The sequence below is a fragment of the Pectobacterium wasabiae CFBP 3304 genome (genome assembly GCF_001742185.1).
Lineage (GTDB): Bacteria > Pseudomonadota > Gammaproteobacteria > Enterobacterales > Enterobacteriaceae > Pectobacterium > Pectobacterium wasabiae.
This window is the reverse complement of the sequence record NZ_CP015750.1, coordinates 1961161-1979540: the sequence shown is the minus strand read 5'-3', so window position 1 is coordinate 1979540 and position 18380 is coordinate 1961161. Positions and strand designations below refer to the sequence as shown.

Below are 18380 nucleotides of genomic sequence, written 5' to 3'. Positions count from 1 at the left end.
ACATTACCCCTTGAAGTCGTAACCGACCGATATTCCGACCATGCGCGGTTCGCCAATCACGCCCGTTGTGGCGCTGGAGCCTCTGACGGAGCGGTAGTAGTTCTTATCCAGCGCGTTTTTCACCCACAGCGACACGTTCCAACGGTTGTCGCCCTGCTTGCCGCTCAGCCCGCTAGACAGGTTCAGGACACCATAGGCCGGAATACGATTGCTCTCGGAATCATCGAGCGTGCCATAGGCCCAACTCCGCCATGACCATTGCCCGGAAACCGAGGCTTGCAGATTGTTTGGCGTATCCCACTGATAACGCACACGCGTGTTGTAACTCAGCGTGGGGGATTTGAAGACGCGTTTTCCTGACATATCGCACGAGACGGCGGAGATTTCTGCCGGGCAGCGGGCGTTAGGGAAATTCAGATAGCTGGCATCCAGCAGCGTACCGGCCAGACTGATGCTCAGGCCATCAAGCGGGCGCAGCGTCAACTGAGATTCCCCGCCGCGTGAGCGGAATTTCCCGGCATTAATCAGGTAGCTGGTATCCGTTTCTTCGTCATAGGCGTTATTCTGGAAATCTTCGACGACACTCCAGAACAGCGCAGTATTCCATTCCACTTTGCGCTGTAGCCAGTGTGTTTTGATCCCCAACTCCGCCGAGCGGGTTTTCTCTGGATCGACGTACAGCGAGTCGATCCCCAGTTGCCTTGCAGCCCCGGATGACACATTCAGGCCGCCGGACTTTTCCCCGTAGCCCAGCGTGAGGTAAGGGGTGGCGTTGGGTGCGGCAAACCAGTTCAGGCTAATGGAGCCCGAAGGCAGGTGGTTGGTTTGCGAGAGTGGACCAGAGTCGAAGGTCGCACGGTTCCTGCGGACAAACGTTCCCTCTTTTTTCTCGTAGGTGTGGCGCAGGCCGACAATGACGTCCAGCTTATCGGCAGCGTGCCAGGTTCCACGACCATAGACGGAATAAACGGTGTCATCTAACGTACCAAAGCGCTGAACGTTAATGCCCTGATAGCCATTCCCTACCCACGTTCGCACGCGATTGTCGTTGTAGTAGCGACTGTTTGCCTCGGTATCGAGATTCTCTCCCCAGTAATCGACGCCGAGTGAGTAATCGACCTTATTGCCTTTGGGCGAATCCAGCCAAAAGCTTTGCGACCAGACGCGATCGCGTACATCGGCACCGCTGTCGTGATAGAGCGGAATGTTCCAGTTATCCGCCGTACTGGGCAAGACACGGAAATAGCGCAACGAGGAGAGAGAATTCAGGCTAAATCCACTCTTCAGTCTCCAGTTGGCTTCTACCGAGCCGCCACCTTGTGCGACACGAATGACGTTCTCGTCATCCATAGCGACCTGACGACCACCGACGACCTTGAGGCCGGTTTGTTCTGCGCGAGTGCGAAAGGCGTCGGTTGCACTCACCAGAACCGAAACGGGGCGCTGGGTGGAATCGCTATAGTCGCCAGTGATTCTGAGGTTAAAGCTGTCATTGGGCTGATACAGTAACTGGCCGCGCACGCCGTTATTGGTGCTGCCACCGAGCTTATGGCCGTTTTCGATATTCGTGACGTTTCCGCCGCGTTCGGTTCGTGACAGGTTGATGCGCCCCGCCCAGTGGTCGCTGAGCGGCCCGGATGCCATCAGTTTGGATTGCAGATAGCCGCGTTGTCCGAACGATTGCTCCAGTGAGTATTCGGGGGTGAACGTCGGTTTGCGGGTGCGAATATCAATCGCACCGCCAGTGGTATTAAAGCCATAGGCTGCGCCCTGCGGACCTTTCAATACGCGGGTGCTGTCAATATCCAGCAAATCGTTAGAGATAACGCCGGGGCGGGACAAATAGACACCATCAACAAACAGGCCCACGCTGCCCGACATACCGATGTTGGTGCCGCTCTCGCCACCATCGCCAATCCCACGAATGGTCACGGTAGTGTCCATCACATCGACGGTATCGACATCCAGCCCCGTCACTAGCTGTGACAGCTCCTCAAAGCGATATATCCGCTCTTCTTCGAGCGTTTTGCCGTCGATTACCGATGCCAGCGTGGTCGGTGGCTGAATGGGGGCGCGCTGGGCGTTCACTTTCACGCGTTTTAGTTGGACGGGGGCAGCGGTTGTCGCCTCGGTTCGAGGAACATTATCCGTTGCGGTTTGCGGATCGGCTGCTTGCGTCGTGACGGGGAGCGTTAAAACGCAGCTCATTAAAATGCCTGACGTTATTTTGTGCTGATGTTTTTTTAAATACTGTTGGTGCTTTTTTAAATACATGGCTTCTTCCGAATGTCGTCAATATGCTGCCGATTGCCGTGAATGTCACGGCAATACGTGGGTTATAATTTTTAGGGGAAATAAATTACTGCGTTGCTTTTAGATAAGAATCATCCAGCCATTTATCGACATCAAACGGCTGCCGAATAAGACGCGATTCGTCGGCCAATGTGACCGCGCGTTTTAATTTTGCCACGAAAGCAGCATCCAATTCGGGTGAAAGGCGCTCAGTTAATGGCGGTAATGTATCCCATTCGACGCGTAATATATTTTCCGGGTAACCTGATTGAGTCGCTAATAAGCGAATAAATTCATCTTTATTCTTATTATCGCTAGCCCAATTTGCTGCTTCTCGCTGAACTTTGACTAAGCGTCGTAGAATATCCTCGTTGCCTTTGGCAAATTTCTCATCCACCAGCAGGAAGCCGCTGAGTTGGCCTGCCCCGTTCAAATCGCGACTGGAGAGTGGAATATCGGCCAGCCCTTTATCCCGCAATGAAAGCGTATTGCTACCGCCCCAGGTGGCATCAATTTGCCCGGCAGCTAACGCCGCGCTGGCTGCTGCGAAATCGAGATTGATCAGCTTAACGTCAGACGGTTTCAGGCCTTGTGAATCAAGCGCGCTGACAAAGGAAAGTTCACCTGCCGTTCCACGAAAGATCCCGATGCGTTTGCCTTTTAGGTCGGCAATTTTCTCGATACCAGAGCCTTTTGCCACGGCCAGATAGTGATTGATACCGCGTGACGCCACGGCGATCACCCGGGTATCCAGACCGCGTGAACGGCCGATAATGCTGGCCAAATCACCCAGATAGGCCACATCGACCTGATGGTTACCAAACGCCTCGTTGATGACGGGGCCGGCACCTTTGATGAACGTCCAACGCACGTTGATCCCATCTTTGCTAAACTCGCGCTCCAGCAGTTTCTGACTGTGGATGACGTCGAGCAGGCCACCGCCGCTGGGTTTTGTGCCCGCGCCAATGTCTGGCGCGGCAATACGAATTTCAGTGATCGCTGACGCGATACCTGACCAGGCCATACCCATTGCCAATATGCTGGTCACTAACCATTTTCGTCCTGATGTCGTCATTATTTTTACCCGCCAGTAATGAAATCGATGAATAGAAATTGTGTTATTGCGCCTGTTTCGAACGGCGTCATATCGTTGCAGAACCACATTTAAAGGCTTGGCAATAAACTGACTAATACAAAAAAAGCATTATTATTCTTAATAAATAGCTAAATCAGTATCCATCGTCTATTTCACCGCTATGCAGCGAACGAAAAAAAACTATTCCAACTATGCATTAGCCTGACAGCAATTTTCTCCTTTAGTCTGGGTATCGATTATTAACGCCATCGCCTTATTAAATAAAGAATGGAATGAATATCGATATGCAGATACATACGTTGACTTTATTAAATGGTTGGGAAAAATTGATTATCCCAATCGCTATTTCAGGTGAAATAGTCATTGACGCCTGCAACGTAAAATAGGGCGATAAAGATATATTGTCAGGAGCAACCCATCATGACGGAATTACTCTATGCGGGAGCCGCGCCGATACCTCAGTCCTATTCACCGGAGCCAACGCCGCATGCCAACGCTAAGCAAGTGAACGGCGTAGTGCAGCAGCGCTTATCACAGCTAAATACAGCGGTTTCATCCCGGCCGGAGCGCTGGCTGGCGGTGATGGCGACGTTGCTATTGCATGCGGCGGTGCTGGCGTTGTTCAACGGCGCGGCGACACCGCCGGTTACGGTGCCCGCTCGGCCGCAGCCTGTCAGCGTTGAACTGGTTTCGATGGTTGCAGAGCCCGTGCAGCAAGAGGTCGTTCCGGTTGCCGAACCTGAGACGCCGACGCCACAACCGCAGGAAGAGCCAACGATAACCGAGCCGCTGGTGGATGAAAGTGCATTGCTGCCCCCTGCCCCGGAGAAAAAAATGCCGGAGAAAAAACCTGAACCTGTACTGAAAAAGACGCCGGTGAAAAAGAGCACGCCCGCGCCTAAACCGACGCCGCAGCCCCAGACGGAAACTGCATCGGCAGTGGCACCGATAACGCCTGCGCCAGTAGCGCAAAAGGCGGCGGTACAACCCGTCGACGCGCCGCTAACGCCGCCGCTGGCCAATGCCGACTACCTGCATAACCCTTCGCCATCTTATCCCGACGTGGCGATTAGCCGCGGCTATGAAGGCACGGTGCTGCTAAATGTGCAGGTCCGTGCTGACGGCAAGGTACAAACCATTCGGATTCATCAATCAAGCGGCTATCCGTCGCTGGACGAGGCTGCCAGAGACACCGTGGTGCGTTGGTCTTTCGTTCCAGCGCGGCGCGGCAATCAGCCAGTTAGCGGTTGGGTGGTGGTTCCTGTCGATTTTTCGCTGAACTCATGAGGTATTGGTTATGACGCTCGGACACATTGAACTCTTTTCTGCTGAAGGCGCAGTGGTTCTGTTACTGCTGCTGTTTTCTCTCGTCACCTGGGGACTGGGGTTGCTGAAGTTCATTCAATACCGGCTGTCGCAGCGACGCGATCGGCGTTTCCGTGCAGCTTTCTGGCAGCAGGATGACGTGAGCCAAACGCCAGAAACTAGCGCGAAACAGCCCGGCTCACTGGCTAATTTGGCACTGGCCGCCGTTAAAGCGCCGGAGCGGATTAGCGGCCAGCTTGCTTTGAATATTCATCTTCCCGATCGGGTCGAACGCGCACTGCAACAGCAGATTCAGCGCGAACGCCGCTCGCTGGAAAGCGGGCTGGCGGTGTTGGCGAGTATCGGCAGTACGTCGCCGTTTATCGGCCTGTTTGGCACCGTTTGGGGCATTATGGCGGCGTTGCAGGAGATCGGGCTTTCTGGTTCTGCCAGTCTCGACACTGTGGCGGGGCCGATTGGCAACGCGCTGATCGCCACCGGGATCGGGATTGCGGTCGCGGTGCCTGCGGTGCTGATCTACAACTACTTTTTACGTCGTCTCAAGCTGGCCGTCGCAGATATGGATGACTTCGCCCATGACGTCTACAGCGTGATGCAGGCGAACGATTTTCACGTCAGTACATTTCAGGCTAGCGAGGAGCCATCCTCTGCGGCTTTCTCGGTAAAGAATCTGAGAGAGGTAGTGTGAGATGGCGTTTACCTCGCGTAATGATGACGATGTCATGAGTGAAATGAATATCACACCGCTCGTGGATGTCATGCTGGTATTGCTGGTGGTGTTCATTGTTACTGCGCCGATGCTGACCAATGCCATTCCTATTCAGCTACCGAAAACAGCAGCGGTGGCTCCGGTCGATCGCGCCGATCCGATTGTTATTAGTATTGATGCCGAGCAGCGCGTCTTCATCAATAAAGAAAACCTGGCACGCGAGCAACTGGTGCCACGCTTGCAGCAGGCGAAAGCGGGTAACACCGATTTGGTGGTGCAGGTACAAGCGGACAAAGAGGCCAACTACGGCACGGTAGCGGCGCTGCTAGCCGATGTTGAGCAGGCGGGGATTACGCGTTTATCTCTGCTGACGCAGAAATAACCTAGCCGGATACTGACGCTCATGATGCCCAAATACACACTGCGAATACGTTCCGCTTCTGATGCTTCGCTGTCCACGGGTGCGCTATCGGCGGGATATTCTGCGCTGGCCACGTCGTTGATCACGTCACTGCTCGTGCCAGTGCTGGTATTAGCCGGATGGTGGCTTGCCAGTCGGCACGGGTGGATGTCTGAGCAGATATTGCCTTCGCCGCTGGCGGTCATCGACAGTGCGCGGGATTTTGTTCCCGAAGAACTGATTCACCAGTTGCCAATTAGTCTGATGCGGCTTGCGATTGGTTTTAGCGGCGGCATCGCGCTGGGTCTGGTGCTTGGTAGTCTGTTCGGCCTGAATCGACGCCTGAATGCGCTGTTTATGCCACTCTTCACCGTCATCGCACAGATTCCAACGTTAGCCTGGATACCGCTTTTGATGCTGTCACTCGGTATTGGTGAAGCGCTGAAACTGGTGGTATTGGTGAAATCAGTGACGGTGCCGGTGACGCTTTACACCTGCGCCGGTATTCAACAGACGCCACAAAAGTTGCATGAAATGGCGCGTAGCCTGCGTTTACCGCCTATCGCCTTTCTGCGTTACCTGATCCTGCCCGCAATGCTGCCGTATGTCATGACGGGGGTTCGGCTGGCGTTTTCCACCGGATGGGTGGCGCTGATTGCAGTTGAGTTGCTGGCATCCAGCGAAGGGCTGGGCTACCTGCTGGTACAAAGCCGCCAACTGTTCATGTTGGATCTGGTGTTTGTCTGCATTTTGATCATCGGGATACTAGGGTTTGCCGGGGAACGCGTGCTGCTGAAGCTTGAGCGTCGTTGGATTCACTGGCCTGCACCGGTACTGGGGCGCGATAGCCTGAGCTCTGCGCTACCGAGTTTGTCGCTGACGCCTTGGCTTGCGCCATTGGTTCTGGTTGCGCTGTGGCAGGTTAGCGGCACACGCGAGTGGGTGAATGTGGCTTTTCTTCCTGCGCCGAGTGATGTGATTGGTGCGCTGTGGTCAGGGCTGGTTCAGGGTGGGCTGCTGGCCGACCTGAATGCCAGCCTGCTGCGTGCGTTACAGGGCTTTCTGCTGGGGAGCGGGATCGGTGCGCTGGTGGGGGCATTACTCGGCAACTGGCGCATCGCCGACAGGCTGTTTAATCCGGCGCTATCTGCACTGCGCTGCGTGGCACTATTCGCTTGGCTGCCGCTGATCACGGCCTGGTTCGGTTTAGGGGAGAGCGCCAAAATCGTATTTATCGCCGTGGCCGCGTTCTTTCCCGTGATGCTGGCAACCCGTCAGGGCATTGCCCAGCTTCCCCCCGCGCTGTTGGAAGTCGCGCAGGTTCTGCGCCTTACCTCCACGCAGACGCTGCGCACGCTGGTGTTTCCCAGCGTATTGCCACCACTGTTTTCCGGTTTACGGCTGGCCTTAATGCATGCGTGGACCGGAGCCATTGGCGCAGAGTATTTCATGCCGTCGGGAGAAGGACTGGGCGGCATGATGATCCGTGCACAGCAGTTACTTGAATCCGATCGCATCATGGCCGGGGTCGTACTGATTGCGATCGTGGCCGCGCTCTTTTCCCGCTTGATGACCTTATCTGAACGGCGGTTGACCCGCTGGCGCTTTGCGTGACCGTTAACGGAGGCTCTATGTCCCTGCATTTTCAGCATATTACCAAGTATTTTACCGTCAACGGCGCACCGCTGACGGTGTTACAGGACATCGATCTGTCGCTGCTCACGGGCGAACTGGTTGCAGTCATCGGGGCCAGCGGCTGCGGTAAATCGACGCTGCTGCGTTTGGCCGCCGGGATTGATACCACCGAGCGTGGGCGTATTCTGATTGGCGATCGGTCTGTGCGCGGAATTCCCGACGATGTCAGCCTGGTGTTTCAGGAGCCGCGCCTGTTTCCGTGGCTCACCGTGACGGACAATATTCGCCTCGGCATGCTTAACCTCAACCTTTCCTCTGCGGACGCTACACAACGTATTACTCACTATCTTCAGATGATGGGGCTGGAAGGCTTTGCCGACGCATGGCCGCATCAGCTATCAGGCGGGATGGCGCAGCGCGTAGCGATCGCTCGTGGGCTGGTGTCGACGCCACGAATTCTCTTGCTGGATGAACCTTTCGGCGCGCTGGATGCACTGACCAAACAGCAGTTGCAGGAACGTCTGGCGGAGATTCGCCGACAAACGGATTTGACAATATTGCTGGTGACGCATGACGTGGAAGAAGCCGTTTTTCTGGCCGACAGGGTGGTGGTGATGTCACCCCGACCCGGTCGAATTAGCGCGATTCTGCCAGTCAATTTGGCTTATCCCCGCGACCGAACCAGCACCGCGTTATTGGAACAACGGCAAGCGGTCAGCCAAGCACTGCATCAGGCCTGATAGGTGGGAATATCCGTAAAAATTGAGTTGTTCCAGGCACCTCGCTATCTAATAACGCCGTAGTTAGTGACAATCACTGGCATGCCGGTAATAAAGCCACAGCGGCGTCTAAGATTGATAACAGAGGGCGGTTGGGCTTGCCATAGCAGCAAAACGATAATGCCAGCAACTATCGCCGCTGCTATGATACGGGACAGGCAGACAAGGAAGTCATAGCGCGGCGGTAGCGTGTCCAAGGGCAAAAGGGGGCGGCGGGATGTTCGGGTTACGGACGTACTAAACAGGCCGAAAATGCTTCCTAAAAAGGCCGTGTATCCAATAGAAGAGCACGATAAAAGGCTCGACAGCACTGGGATCACACCTATGATCCTAAGGGCTCTGGTGGATTTACCGACAAGAATTTAGAACAGATAAAAAACGAAAACTCCCCTCTTGATTCAAATGAAAAATCATATGAATGACGCCATCATATTTCTCAGCGAAATGAAGGTGATAATGTTGACAACTCAATTAATTTTAAGAAAGTAACTCGAGAACAACATACGGTTCTCGAACCGTATCGGCATTTATAAGAGGAATGAAATGAGTGAATTTGACATCATCAAAAATTATCTTGAAGGAAATATTTCATCAAAAGATTTTAAAAATGAGATTTATTACAATAAAGATATTGAGTTAGTTTTATCTGAAGAAATAAACATACCTCCATATACCACTTCTGGAAGCATATATATTTATCTTCTTGAAGTTGATTTATTATCACTATCTGGTGAAATAAATGCAAAAGATTTGCTTTCACAGTTCCTTAAGATCAAAGGGGTTGATTTTAAATTCAATGAGGAACATGAAAAAATATACGATGCTATTCTGAAAACGAAGCCATCATGGATTAATATTAGTGGCAATTATTTAAAACATCTTGTCGATAAATTCAAAGGTGTTCAAGGAAGGGAATTAGAGGGATTATTGAAAAATGAAATACACTCATCCTTTAAATTTCTAAAGACAAAACCAAAATGGTTGCAATCTCCTGATTGGCCAATAAATAACAACAGTCCGTTGTTATTTATTGGCCAGATTGATATCTCTAATTTAAAAAATGACGTTTCATTTCTATATGTGTTTTTTGATAAGAAAAACAGAGAGTATATAAACATTGAACAATCAGTGTGATTACGCCAGCAGCAGAACCGTCGCCGAACCAATCGTCACTGTCTATTCTCATCCTAAGAGTGCTAGCAGTAGTACCTATAAGCCTAAATTAAGGTGAGTTATGTTTTATGAGAAATTAAATGACGTAACGTTGATTGTTGATTCAGGAATTTATTTTGAAATAAGAGACTTTTTTCTTTCACAAGACACTATCTCTGCCTGTGAAATAAACATCATTGAAGATAGATATAATGTTTTATTGAAGGGAGAAGGCGATAGAAAATCTTATAACAACATGATTTTTTCATTTGTCAATTTCATTCAATATTCGTACCTAACCTGTTATATAAACAATGTTATTGATGACAAGATTATTTATGAATTAATCACCGCCAATGAAAAAATGAAGGGATTTTATTGTAAGGTAATAATTGAATGCGATTCTTCATAAGTGGATTATTTTAATCTCTTACTATATAAACACTCCTTCTTGAAGAAAAATATATTATGAACGTAATGCCAAACAACGCTATTGTTGTTATTGACATTTCAAACAACACATTGAAAATTAAAGTATCTGGGGATAATCTAAAAGAAAATTTAAAATCACTTGGTTTTACCTGTTTTAAAGAGCTTATGGTAAAAACAGTTGTGGATGAAAAAGAAAAAATAACCATCATAAGTGAATTGGTTAAGATGGATGCTTTATTTTCATTCGGATATGGTTGGTATCCTTCAGAGGTTATGGCTTATTATAAGTGTAATGGCGTTTATTCTGGAAAATACAAAGTTATATCTTGGATAAGTCGCACAGAATATAATATAAGGGAAGAATAAATAGATCTAAACTACCTAAGATTTATAAACAGAAACAGAGAGGTTTAAATGGACAGTGAGGTTTTTGATTTTTATGAAGATGATGAGGGTATCTCAGCAAATATCGTTTTTGACATTTTTAATGAAAATAAGGTTACAGTGATTTATCTAGAATCAAATTCTAGTGATGAAAAAATGGTAAGTGACATTAATTTCATACTAAAAAATCAAGATGCATTTTTTAAATTATCAGAAGAAAAAATAGCTTCATATGTTTATAGCATTTACAAAAATAAGGATGTATCGTTTAAATTGATGAAGATTTATATTTATCCTGACATTGAAAATGAATTTGGTTTTTTATTTAGATGGCGTGGCGATACAGAGCACGGAATAGGTATTAAATTCTCAGGTCTATCAGTTAAAAAAATAGGAAGTTCAGAGATAGCATTTTTATAAAAAAAGCCTAAAGCGATCGCAACAACCCTTCAAATTTTTTATTTTATGCAACCAGCATATTCCCACGTTCTGTCTGAATGGTGATATTACCCAGTATTAGCGACTGACAAGTTAACCTGCTTTACGTCAGTCGATCGCCCGTCGATGTCAGTTCCTCGTTATCCCCCCCACGTAAGGAACAGGGAAATGAGCCAAAACAAGATGATGAATAGAATGAAAAAGGACGAAAAATTCGTTAACGGAATATTCGAAGAAATATTTAATGACAATTTACCTCGCTATGAAAAAACGATAAGTGAAAATAAAAGCAATGGTAACGATGCATATAGAAAAATAAGTATAACATTGTCATCCCTTGATGAAGAAGAAAAAAAATCCGTGTTTGATTTTTTTAAAATAGTATCTATAGATACAGCATCTTTAATATTGGGTACTATTGATGGCACTCACTTCCCTCCTGGTATTGATAATGATTTCAAACTTATTTCGGATGAAGATGAGATACAGGGTGATTTACAGGATATATTTTTAGGGGAAGTGGAAGATAAAGAAATATTTTAATATGGTCGGCCAGAAGCAACCGAAACGACCATTCCGGCTATTTTCCTTCAAACTTACCTCAACCATGGATAATAAAAACAACGAGGGTTAATTGGTGAAAATATCTAACGAATTAATTATATCTTTTGAAAATTTGATAATTGAATTAAATAATAATGGGAAAAATGAAAACGCCAGTTTTTTTATCGATAAATTAGTTAAATTAAAAGATATGAATTTATCACTTAACAATAAGATAAAAACAATGGAAGAACTGTCGCGGTGTAGAGCAATGGCTCAATACGCCAACTTTTCTTATTATGAAGAAAATATGCTGAGTGATCTTATTAAGATGATCAACTCTCAATTAAAAACGTTATAAATTTATATTATAAAAAATTGAATATATAGAGAAAATATACTAATTGGTAGACCATCGCGAAGAACCATACCCTATCCTACCACAGCGTTATCTGGGGATTAGGCAAGTGGGGAAGCGAACAGCGAGTTACGCTATCAGGGACAACGGTACACCGCAGAAATAAATGCAAAGGTTAATAACATGAAGTTAATTACTCTCGATGGCGAGAAACAAAAAACGCCAACTGATATTTATGATTATTTTTCACAGAAATTTGACTTTGGCCCCTACTTTGGAAGAAATTCAGATGCTTTATATGATTTTATGATCCCCATAGATCATGAAGATAAACCCTTAATAGTAGAATGGCGTAATAGTTCTGTTTTTAAGAAAAATTACCCAGATGAATTTGTAAGATTGTTGTCGGTCTTTAATAGAATAGATGAATTCTCTGAATTTAAAGAGGATGTTTTTAAATTTAATCTGTATTAATAATTCACTGATTAGGCGACAAGATGAGATTATCGATACGGGAAATATAGTAACGATGTAGGAATAAATAGAGATGAAGAGTAGACCCTATGAGGTATAACGTGTCATGATATTAAAAGACATATATCTTTATCCAGAGGTTTTGGATTACGGAGAGGAATTAACATATCCGTTCAAAGAGTTAACCAGATCATTATGTAATTATCTTGGCAGAAGGGTAAAACAAGCTAAATATGACACTGCTGGATTTAATAGGGTCTGTTTTATTGGTAAAAAAGATCCGATTGGTGAATCATACGTTAATTCATGTAATGTCCTTGGTGTTGAGATATTTATTGATGAAAATGAATATCGCCATACATTAAAGAGTGAATTAAATAAATATTTCGCTAAGCTTGTCATTAATGGGCTAGATAAGGTTGATGGTCGATACTCTTTGCCCAAGGATCTTATCGTTAATGCGATCGATGAGTTTGAAAGTTCGGGTTTTATAAATGAGTGGGTTTTTAAGCGAAAGAAATTAAAAGGTTATAAATTGACAGGTTTGCTTAAATGCCGATTAACTTTAGATAATTTTTTCATGGACTTCCAAATTATTAATGAAGACAAGGTTGTCTATGAAGAAAACGTCGTAACGGATCACCCCAATGATTTTGTTTTTTATTACCATCTTAATAAATTCAATATCACTGATGATTATGTTGTCGAGGTTGTAAATAAAGCTGATAATGTAATATATTCAAAGCGTTTGACTAACGTCTTAAAGTCATTATAAATAAGCATAAAATTAACTGTAGAACATGACATGAAAAAAAATAAAATTAATTTAGAAGTCAGTGGTGATGGCGATATGGCTTACCTCGTTCTACCAAATCATCCGGGGAAGGGAAAGGCCGGAGTAGCTGTTAAACATATTGCTTTGCGAACAATAATAGAAAATTATCAGGGACCAGAAATATATTTAGACTTTGATAGTAATGGAAATATGATTGGAATGGAATTTTTATTGGATTAAAAAACATAGACAAAAGAAAGAGAGGAAAATGTTAAGTGAAATAAAGGACTGGATCCTATCTAACACTACCCACCACGTTGAAATTAATAGAAATGAGTACACGAGTAGCTTGGTCGTTGATTTCGAAGGTGAAAATAAGATCGCCAAATTTACGGTATGGGATGATAAATCATGTATGTTGGAAATCATGACTATTGACACGGAAAAATACATTATAAATGAAAGAGCGGAACTTTCTGACATAGCCGAAATAATAAAGTCATTCAAGAAATTCAATGACCTCCTAAGGTAGAGTGGACTGACATTGATTTTAATATATTACGGTATAATTATTTTTCCATTGATGAGTATAATGATTAAGTTAACGAAAACAGAGCTATGTAATTTGTCTCTCTCTGATTATTCTATTTCAAGCATGACGTTATCAGAGGATCGCAAAACTGTTGTTTTACATACTGATGGTGCTACTCTTTTTTCTATGAAGGAGGTGAAAGATATCTTTAGGTGTTGCGAGTTAATCATAGCATCCCCTAATGAGATAAAAATTAGCCGATATTATCATGAAGAAGGAAAATGGGTGGATGACATCGTGGGAGAGGTATTAAAGGATGTCTGTGAGCTATTGATTGATGATGATGTTTTTTTACGCGGATTTGGTTTAACTACAGGAATGTGGTTGGAAGTTAAAATTTCAAATCCCACAGAGGTGACTGCAATATTAAATTAACCGCTTAATTAAATCGAAAGGATTATGGATGAAAAACGGGTTACTTATATGGTCAATAAAACAGGTCAAAACCAAGGGGAAATAGCTACACAGATAGTTACAGGTGTGCAACAAGGTGCTAATTAGAGATTGAAATGATGAAACTCAAGGAAGTATTAGGTGTTTACTGGGACAGTATGACTGGCGATGTTAATGGGCAAACTTTTTATTCATATTCTAATGATGTGAATTATTCTCCACCAGAATTCCCTTCAGCTATTTGGCACGATGTGGAGTTAAAATCTCAAAAAATAGTTGGTGACGATTGGGTTGTATGGTTGTGGGATGTTAAATTCAACGCTCATCCGCATGACTGGCTTGATAACACAGAGAAAACATTATTATATTTTATTGAAAATCTGTCAGTAGTGAGTTGGTGTGGGTTAGACGGTTGTTTTTCAGAGCCGCCGGGGTTGTTTGATCCGAATGAAATGTCCGAAGGGGTATACGCGGCAGTTGGTAGTGATAAAATTTTTATTTGTCATACTGATTTCGATGATGAGTATAAAAATCTAGAAAGAGAAGATCTAATAAAATTAAAAGAAATGTTGTGATTTATTCCATTGATTAGTCACTACACATTGACCTCGGTTTTAATAATGTTCCTGCCCCACTCTACCGTAACGGTCACCGGCATCGTTACTATGATGCAGAGGATCTGATAGCGTAAAGGTCTAAGGCCAATATGAATATAGCAATATGAATATAGATAGTGCGATGGTTCTATTAGCTGACATCATAACTGATTCAGAACACAATAATCGAGAGCAAGGTATTGATTTTTATAAATCCGCCATGCGTGTATTGAGAAGTGAAAATTCAAAAAAATCCGAATTAAAGAGTTTACATAGAAATTTTTGCGGATATTTAGCTCATGGGGAGTTTGATAACGCTGAATATCAAAAAATAGTGAGGTTAATTGATTTTTTGGAGTGATATTTAGTTTTTTGGAATATGTTCATTATAAAGCCCTTAAAAACGAGGTTATTATGTTACTGGAGTTAACGGAAATAGAATCTAAGCTGCATGAGAAATTTTCTATTTTTGAAGGGGAGATGGATGATCTAATGATGAAAAAAGGTGGTTTTTCTATTGATGAAGTTCATGCGTTAGAAAAACGGTTAGATATTAAATTACATGATGAATTTAAAAAATTTGTCTTAAATTACAGTCTGGATGATTTTTCCCTAGGTAGTTTTATGTTTGGGGATGGTGGTAATTATCTTGATAAGCTTTTTGAATTAAATAGTAAAAATGATTTAGTTCAGTGGTGGGGGAAGGCTGACCGCCCTAAAAACTTACTTCTTGTTGCCTATAACGATCCTTATTCTATTTTATTGGAAGTAGATTCTGGTCGTATTTATGCGATTACAAATGAATCCGACTTAAATAACATTAAACCCATCTCTTTTGATTTTTGTTTTTTCTTTAGAGGTGTCGGAACCACGTTTTTAAATAAAGTAAACCCTACTGATGTAGAGGGGTTAGTCGGAAGTGAAGATAAGTTTTTTTGGTCTTGCTTATAAATAAAAATCGGAAGGATCATAAGATTGCCTCTGGTTTTTTGCTTACGCCAGCCTCAGTTCGTTGCGGTACAGAGACAAACACTGCCAGTTCCCTCAGGCGACCAAAGGCTGTCAACGCCGACGCTACGCGTAAGGATGGCGAGTGTATAAGTTCACCTAATATCCGCGCCGCTGTAATTAAATTTCACAAATTGCCAAGTCCGCATCAATGCAAGTACAAAGAATAGGGAGAAGAAAGAATCGTCAATTGACGAACACGCCTTATCGTGGCTAGATGGAGGCAGTGCGTAAAAATATGTCAAGTGAAATAAACTTACAAAAATGGTAGGGGTGGGTCAGGGTAACTATGAACGAACAATATTCCGCAATGCGCAGTAACGTCAGTATGCTCGGCAAACTACTCGGCGATACTATCAAGGAAGCACTGGGTGAAAACATCCTTGATAAAGTCGAAACAATCCGCAAGTTGTCAAAGTCATCCCGTGCAGGTAATGAAAAACATCGTCAGGAACTGCTGACTACACTGCAAAACCTGTCTAACGATGAGCTGTTGCCCGTGGCCCGCGCATTTAGCCAGTTCCTTAACCTGACCAATACCGCTGAGCAATATCATACGATTTCACCACACGGCGAAGCAGCGAGTAACCCAGCGCAGCTTTCCAACGCCTTTGAGCGTCTAAAAGAAAATAAAGATCTGACCGAACGCGATATCCGCGACGCGGTAGAATCGCTGTCGATCGAGCTGGTACTGACCGCACACCCGACCGAGATCACCCGCCGGACGCTGATCCACAAACTGGTAGAAGTGAACACCTGCCTTAAGCAGCTCGACCACAACGATTTGGCTGATTATGAGCGCAATCAGATCATGCGCCGTCTGCGCCAGTTGATCGCACAGTCCTGGCATACCGATGAGATCCGCAAAATTCGCCCTACCCCGGTAGATGAAGCCAAATGGGGTTTCGCCGTAGTGGAAAACAGTCTGTGGGAAGGCGTACCTGCATTTTTACGTGAGCTCGATGAGCAGTTGGAACAGGCTTTCGGCTACCGTCTGCCAGTTGACGCCGTACCGGTACGCTTTACCTCCTGGATGGGCGGCGACCGCGACGGTAACCCGAACGTCACAGCAGAAGTGACGCGTCATGTGCTGTTACTCAGCCGCTGGAAAGCCGCCGATCTGTTCCTGCGTGATATTCAGGTACTGGTTTCCGAGCTGTCGATGTCCGAATGTACACCAGATCTGTTAGAGCTGGCCGGTGGCAGCGAGGTACAGGAGCCGTACCGCGCCATCATGAAGTCACTGCGTTCGCAGTTGAGCAGCACGCTGAGCTATCTCGAAGCACGCCTGACGGGTGAAGAACGTCTGCCCCCTAAAGACCTGCTAGTTACCAACGAGCAGCTATGGGAACCGCTCCACGCCTGCTATCAGTCTCTGAAAACCTGCGGCATGGGTATCATCGCCGATGGTCGCCTGCTGGATACGCTGCGCCGCGTGCGCTGCTTCGGTGTACCGTTGGTGCGCATTGATGTCCGTCAGGAGAGTACTCGCCACACCGACGCACTGGCCGAAATTACCCGCTATCTGGGTCTGGGCGATTATGAAAGCTGGTCAGAATCCGATAAGCAAGCCTTCCTGATCCGCGAACTCAGCTCCAAGCGTCCGCTGCTGCCGCGCTACTGGGAACCCAGTGCAGATACCAAAGAAGTGCTGGATACCTGCCGGGTGATCGCGAAAGCGCCACAGGGTTCTATTGCTGCTTACGTTATTTCAATGGCGCGCACGCCTTCCGACGTGCTGGCCGTTCAACTGCTGCTCAAAGAAGCCGGCTGCCCGTTTGCTCTGCCCGTCGCGCCGCTGTTTGAAACACTGGATGACCTGAACAACGCCGACGATGTCATGACGCAGTTGCTAAGCATTGACTGGTATCGCGGCTTTATTCAAGGCAAGCAGATGGTCATGATCGGCTATTCCGACTCTGCGAAAGACGCAGGCGTGATGGCCGCATCCTGGGCGCAGTACCGTGCGCAAGACGCGCTGATCAAAACCTGTGAGAAAGCGGGCATCGCCCTGACGCTATTCCACGGACGCGGGGGTTCCATCGGTCGCGGTGGTGCGCCAGCTCATGCCGCGCTGTTGTCACAACCGCCGGGTAGCCTGAAAGGCGGCCTGCGCGTGACGGAACAGGGCGAGATGATCCGCTTTAAATACGGCCTGCCAGAAGTCACCATCAGCAGCCTGGCGCTGTATACCGGTGCGATTCTGGAAGCGAACCTGCTGCCACCGCCGGAGCCAAAACAAGAATGGCATCAGGTAATGGACGAACTGTCCCGCGTGTCCTGCGATATGTACCGTGGCTACGTGCGCGAAAACCCAGATTTCGTTCCGTACTTCCGCGCCGCTACGCCGGAGCTGGAGCTGGGTAAACTGCCGTTGGGCTCACGCCCGGCCAAACGTCGTCCGAACGGCGGAGTGGAAAGCCTGCGCGCGATCCCGTGGATTTTCGCCTGGACGCAGAACCGTCTGATGCTGCCCGCATGGCTCGGTGCAGGTGCCGCGTTGCAGAAAGTGGTGGATGACGGCAAGCAGGGGCAGTTGGAAGAAATGTGCCGCAACTGGCCGTTCTTCTCGACGCGTATCGGCATGCTGGAGATGGTGTTTGCCAAAGCCGACCTGTGGCTGGCGGAGTATTACGATCAGCGTCTGGTAGAAGAAAAGCTATGGCCATTAGGGAAGCAACTACGCGATCAGTTGGCCGCCGATATCAGCATTGTGCTGGCGATCTCCAACGACGATCACCTGATGGCAGACCTACCGTGGATCGCTGAATCCATCGCACTGCGTAACGTCTACACCGATCCCCTGAACGTGTTGCAGGCAGAACTGCTGCATCGTTCACGTCGACAGGAACAACCGGACGCCGATCTGGAACTGGCGTTGATGGTCACCATCGCGGGTGTCGCAGCGGGTATGCGTAATACGGGTTAATCACCCCGGCAGTAAAAGCTATACAGAAGCAAAAATAAAGGCCGGTCAGTTGACCGGCCTAAAACACAT

General features: G+C 46.7%; 22 protein-coding genes. 20 read left to right on the top strand and 2 right to left on the bottom strand.

What is annotated here, in order from left to right; all coding sequences use genetic code 11:
• Nucleotides 1-3: 3 nt before the first annotated feature.
• Together A7983_RS08910 and A7983_RS08905 are read right to left on the bottom strand one after the other, a co-directional pair.
• Nucleotides 4-2274 (bottom strand): TonB-dependent receptor, encoded by a 2271-nt coding sequence (locus A7983_RS08910; RefSeq protein WP_039478852.1) that lies wholly within the window; start codon nt 2272-2274, stop codon nt 4-6.
• Nucleotides 2275-2359: 85 nt separating this feature from the next.
• Entirely contained in the window at nt 2360-3367 is a 1008-nt protein-coding gene (locus tag A7983_RS08905) for an ABC transporter substrate-binding protein (protein WP_005968404.1), read from the bottom strand.
• Between the two features lie 441 nt (nt 3368-3808).
• On the opposite strand from A7983_RS08905, the gene A7983_RS08900 reads away from it, so the two are divergent.
• The 20 genes from A7983_RS08900 (at nt 3809) to ppc (ending at nt 18311) form a co-directional block, all read left to right on the top strand.
• Nucleotides 3809-4675, top strand: a complete 867-nt coding sequence (locus A7983_RS08900; protein WP_005968403.1) for an energy transducer TonB — start codon at nt 3809-3811, stop codon at nt 4673-4675.
• A 10-nt stretch (nt 4676-4685) separates the two neighbouring features.
• The gene (locus A7983_RS08895) at nt 4686-5402 is read left to right on the top strand and encodes a MotA/TolQ/ExbB proton channel family protein (protein WP_005968401.1); all 717 of its coding nucleotides are present in this window, start codon (nt 4686-4688) and stop codon (nt 5400-5402) included.
• Between the two features lies 1 nt (nt 5403).
• Nucleotides 5404-5805 (top strand): ExbD/TolR family protein, encoded by a 402-nt coding sequence (locus tag A7983_RS08890; protein WP_005968399.1) that lies wholly within the window; start codon nt 5404-5406, stop codon nt 5803-5805.
• A 21-nt stretch (nt 5806-5826) separates the two neighbouring features.
• Nucleotides 5827-7437, top strand: a complete 1611-nt coding sequence (locus A7983_RS08885) for an ABC transporter permease (protein ID WP_005968397.1) — start codon at nt 5827-5829, stop codon at nt 7435-7437.
• A gap of 17 nt (nt 7438-7454) precedes the next feature.
• The gene (locus A7983_RS08880) at nt 7455-8198 is read left to right on the top strand and encodes an ABC transporter ATP-binding protein (protein WP_005968395.1); all 744 of its coding nucleotides are present in this window, start codon (nt 7455-7457) and stop codon (nt 8196-8198) included.
• A gap of 582 nt (nt 8199-8780) precedes the next feature.
• A complete protein-coding gene (locus A7983_RS08875; protein ID WP_005968393.1) occupies nt 8781-9371 on the top strand; it encodes a hypothetical protein in 591 nt (196 codons plus the stop codon).
• A gap of 100 nt (nt 9372-9471) precedes the next feature.
• Nucleotides 9472-9801, top strand: a complete 330-nt coding sequence (locus A7983_RS08870) for a hypothetical protein (RefSeq protein ID WP_005968391.1) — start codon at nt 9472-9474, stop codon at nt 9799-9801.
• Nucleotides 9802-9857: 56 nt separating this feature from the next.
• Complete coding sequence (locus A7983_RS08865) at nt 9858-10187, top strand: hypothetical protein (protein ID WP_039478855.1); 330 nt, start codon at nt 9858-9860, stop codon at nt 10185-10187.
• A 48-nt stretch (nt 10188-10235) separates the two neighbouring features.
• Nucleotides 10236-10625, top strand: coding sequence for a hypothetical protein (locus A7983_RS08860; RefSeq protein WP_005968388.1), 390 nt, complete (start codon nt 10236-10238; stop codon nt 10623-10625).
• Between the two features lie 186 nt (nt 10626-10811).
• Complete coding sequence (locus A7983_RS08855) at nt 10812-11186, top strand: hypothetical protein (RefSeq protein WP_005968386.1); 375 nt, start codon at nt 10812-10814, stop codon at nt 11184-11186.
• A gap of 94 nt (nt 11187-11280) precedes the next feature.
• The gene (locus tag A7983_RS08850; RefSeq protein ID WP_005968384.1) at nt 11281-11547 is read left to right on the top strand and encodes a hypothetical protein; all 267 of its coding nucleotides are present in this window, start codon (nt 11281-11283) and stop codon (nt 11545-11547) included.
• A 180-nt stretch (nt 11548-11727) separates the two neighbouring features.
• Entirely contained in the window at nt 11728-12018 is a 291-nt protein-coding gene (locus A7983_RS08845; RefSeq protein WP_005968382.1) for a barstar family protein, read from the top strand.
• Nucleotides 12019-12124: 106 nt separating this feature from the next.
• Nucleotides 12125-12793: a hypothetical protein gene (locus A7983_RS08840; RefSeq protein ID WP_005968380.1), complete on the top strand. Its 669-nt coding sequence runs from the start codon at nt 12125-12127 to the stop codon at nt 12791-12793.
• A gap of 30 nt (nt 12794-12823) precedes the next feature.
• Complete coding sequence (locus tag A7983_RS08835) at nt 12824-13033, top strand: DUF2283 domain-containing protein (RefSeq protein ID WP_005968378.1); 210 nt, start codon at nt 12824-12826, stop codon at nt 13031-13033.
• 28 nt (nt 13034-13061) lie between these two features.
• A complete protein-coding gene (locus tag A7983_RS24930) occupies nt 13062-13325 on the top strand; it encodes an immunity protein TriTu family protein (protein ID WP_005968376.1) in 264 nt (87 codons plus the stop codon).
• A gap of 60 nt (nt 13326-13385) precedes the next feature.
• Entirely contained in the window at nt 13386-13760 is a 375-nt protein-coding gene (locus A7983_RS08825) for a hypothetical protein (protein ID WP_005968373.1), read from the top strand.
• A gap of 134 nt (nt 13761-13894) precedes the next feature.
• Nucleotides 13895-14353, top strand: coding sequence for a hypothetical protein (locus A7983_RS08820; RefSeq protein WP_039478857.1), 459 nt, complete (start codon nt 13895-13897; stop codon nt 14351-14353).
• A gap of 145 nt (nt 14354-14498) precedes the next feature.
• A complete protein-coding gene (locus A7983_RS08815; RefSeq protein ID WP_039478859.1) occupies nt 14499-14735 on the top strand; it encodes a hypothetical protein in 237 nt (78 codons plus the stop codon).
• 53 nt (nt 14736-14788) lie between these two features.
• The gene (locus A7983_RS08810) at nt 14789-15325 is read left to right on the top strand and encodes a hypothetical protein (protein ID WP_005968369.1); all 537 of its coding nucleotides are present in this window, start codon (nt 14789-14791) and stop codon (nt 15323-15325) included.
• A gap of 346 nt (nt 15326-15671) precedes the next feature.
• Nucleotides 15672-18311: a phosphoenolpyruvate carboxylase gene (gene ppc / locus A7983_RS08805; protein ID WP_005968367.1), complete on the top strand. Its 2640-nt coding sequence runs from the start codon at nt 15672-15674 to the stop codon at nt 18309-18311.
• Nucleotides 18312-18380 lie beyond the last annotated feature (69 nt).

Coding starts and splice junctions, on each gene's coding strand:
- A7983_RS08910 (WP_039478852.1), bottom strand. CDS start 2,274: ATGTATTTAAAAAAGCACCAACAGTATTTAAAAAAACATCAGCACAAA.
- A7983_RS08905 (WP_005968404.1), bottom strand. CDS start 3,367: ATGACGACATCAGGACGAAAATGGTTAGTGACCAGCATATTGGCAATG.
- A7983_RS08900 (WP_005968403.1), top strand. CDS start 3,809: ATGACGGAATTACTCTATGCGGGAGCCGCGCCGATACCTCAGTCCTAT.
- A7983_RS08895 (WP_005968401.1), top strand. CDS start 4,686: ATGACGCTCGGACACATTGAACTCTTTTCTGCTGAAGGCGCAGTGGTT.
- A7983_RS08890 (WP_005968399.1), top strand. CDS start 5,404: ATGGCGTTTACCTCGCGTAATGATGACGATGTCATGAGTGAAATGAAT.
- A7983_RS08885 (WP_005968397.1), top strand. CDS start 5,827: ATGATGCCCAAATACACACTGCGAATACGTTCCGCTTCTGATGCTTCG.
- A7983_RS08880 (WP_005968395.1), top strand. CDS start 7,455: ATGTCCCTGCATTTTCAGCATATTACCAAGTATTTTACCGTCAACGGC.
- A7983_RS08875 (WP_005968393.1), top strand. CDS start 8,781: ATGAGTGAATTTGACATCATCAAAAATTATCTTGAAGGAAATATTTCA.
- A7983_RS08870 (WP_005968391.1), top strand. CDS start 9,472: ATGTTTTATGAGAAATTAAATGACGTAACGTTGATTGTTGATTCAGGA.
- A7983_RS08865 (WP_039478855.1), top strand. CDS start 9,858: ATGAACGTAATGCCAAACAACGCTATTGTTGTTATTGACATTTCAAAC.
- A7983_RS08860 (WP_005968388.1), top strand. CDS start 10,236: ATGGACAGTGAGGTTTTTGATTTTTATGAAGATGATGAGGGTATCTCA.
- A7983_RS08855 (WP_005968386.1), top strand. CDS start 10,812: ATGAGCCAAAACAAGATGATGAATAGAATGAAAAAGGACGAAAAATTC.
- A7983_RS08845 (WP_005968382.1), top strand. CDS start 11,728: ATGAAGTTAATTACTCTCGATGGCGAGAAACAAAAAACGCCAACTGAT.
- A7983_RS08840 (WP_005968380.1), top strand. CDS start 12,125: ATGATATTAAAAGACATATATCTTTATCCAGAGGTTTTGGATTACGGA.
- A7983_RS08835 (WP_005968378.1), top strand. CDS start 12,824: ATGAAAAAAAATAAAATTAATTTAGAAGTCAGTGGTGATGGCGATATG.
- A7983_RS24930 (WP_005968376.1), top strand. CDS start 13,062: ATGTTAAGTGAAATAAAGGACTGGATCCTATCTAACACTACCCACCAC.
- A7983_RS08825 (WP_005968373.1), top strand. CDS start 13,386: ATGATTAAGTTAACGAAAACAGAGCTATGTAATTTGTCTCTCTCTGAT.
- A7983_RS08820 (WP_039478857.1), top strand. CDS start 13,895: ATGATGAAACTCAAGGAAGTATTAGGTGTTTACTGGGACAGTATGACT.
- A7983_RS08815 (WP_039478859.1), top strand. CDS start 14,499: ATGAATATAGATAGTGCGATGGTTCTATTAGCTGACATCATAACTGAT.
- A7983_RS08810 (WP_005968369.1), top strand. CDS start 14,789: ATGTTACTGGAGTTAACGGAAATAGAATCTAAGCTGCATGAGAAATTT.
- ppc (WP_005968367.1), top strand. CDS start 15,672: ATGAACGAACAATATTCCGCAATGCGCAGTAACGTCAGTATGCTCGGC.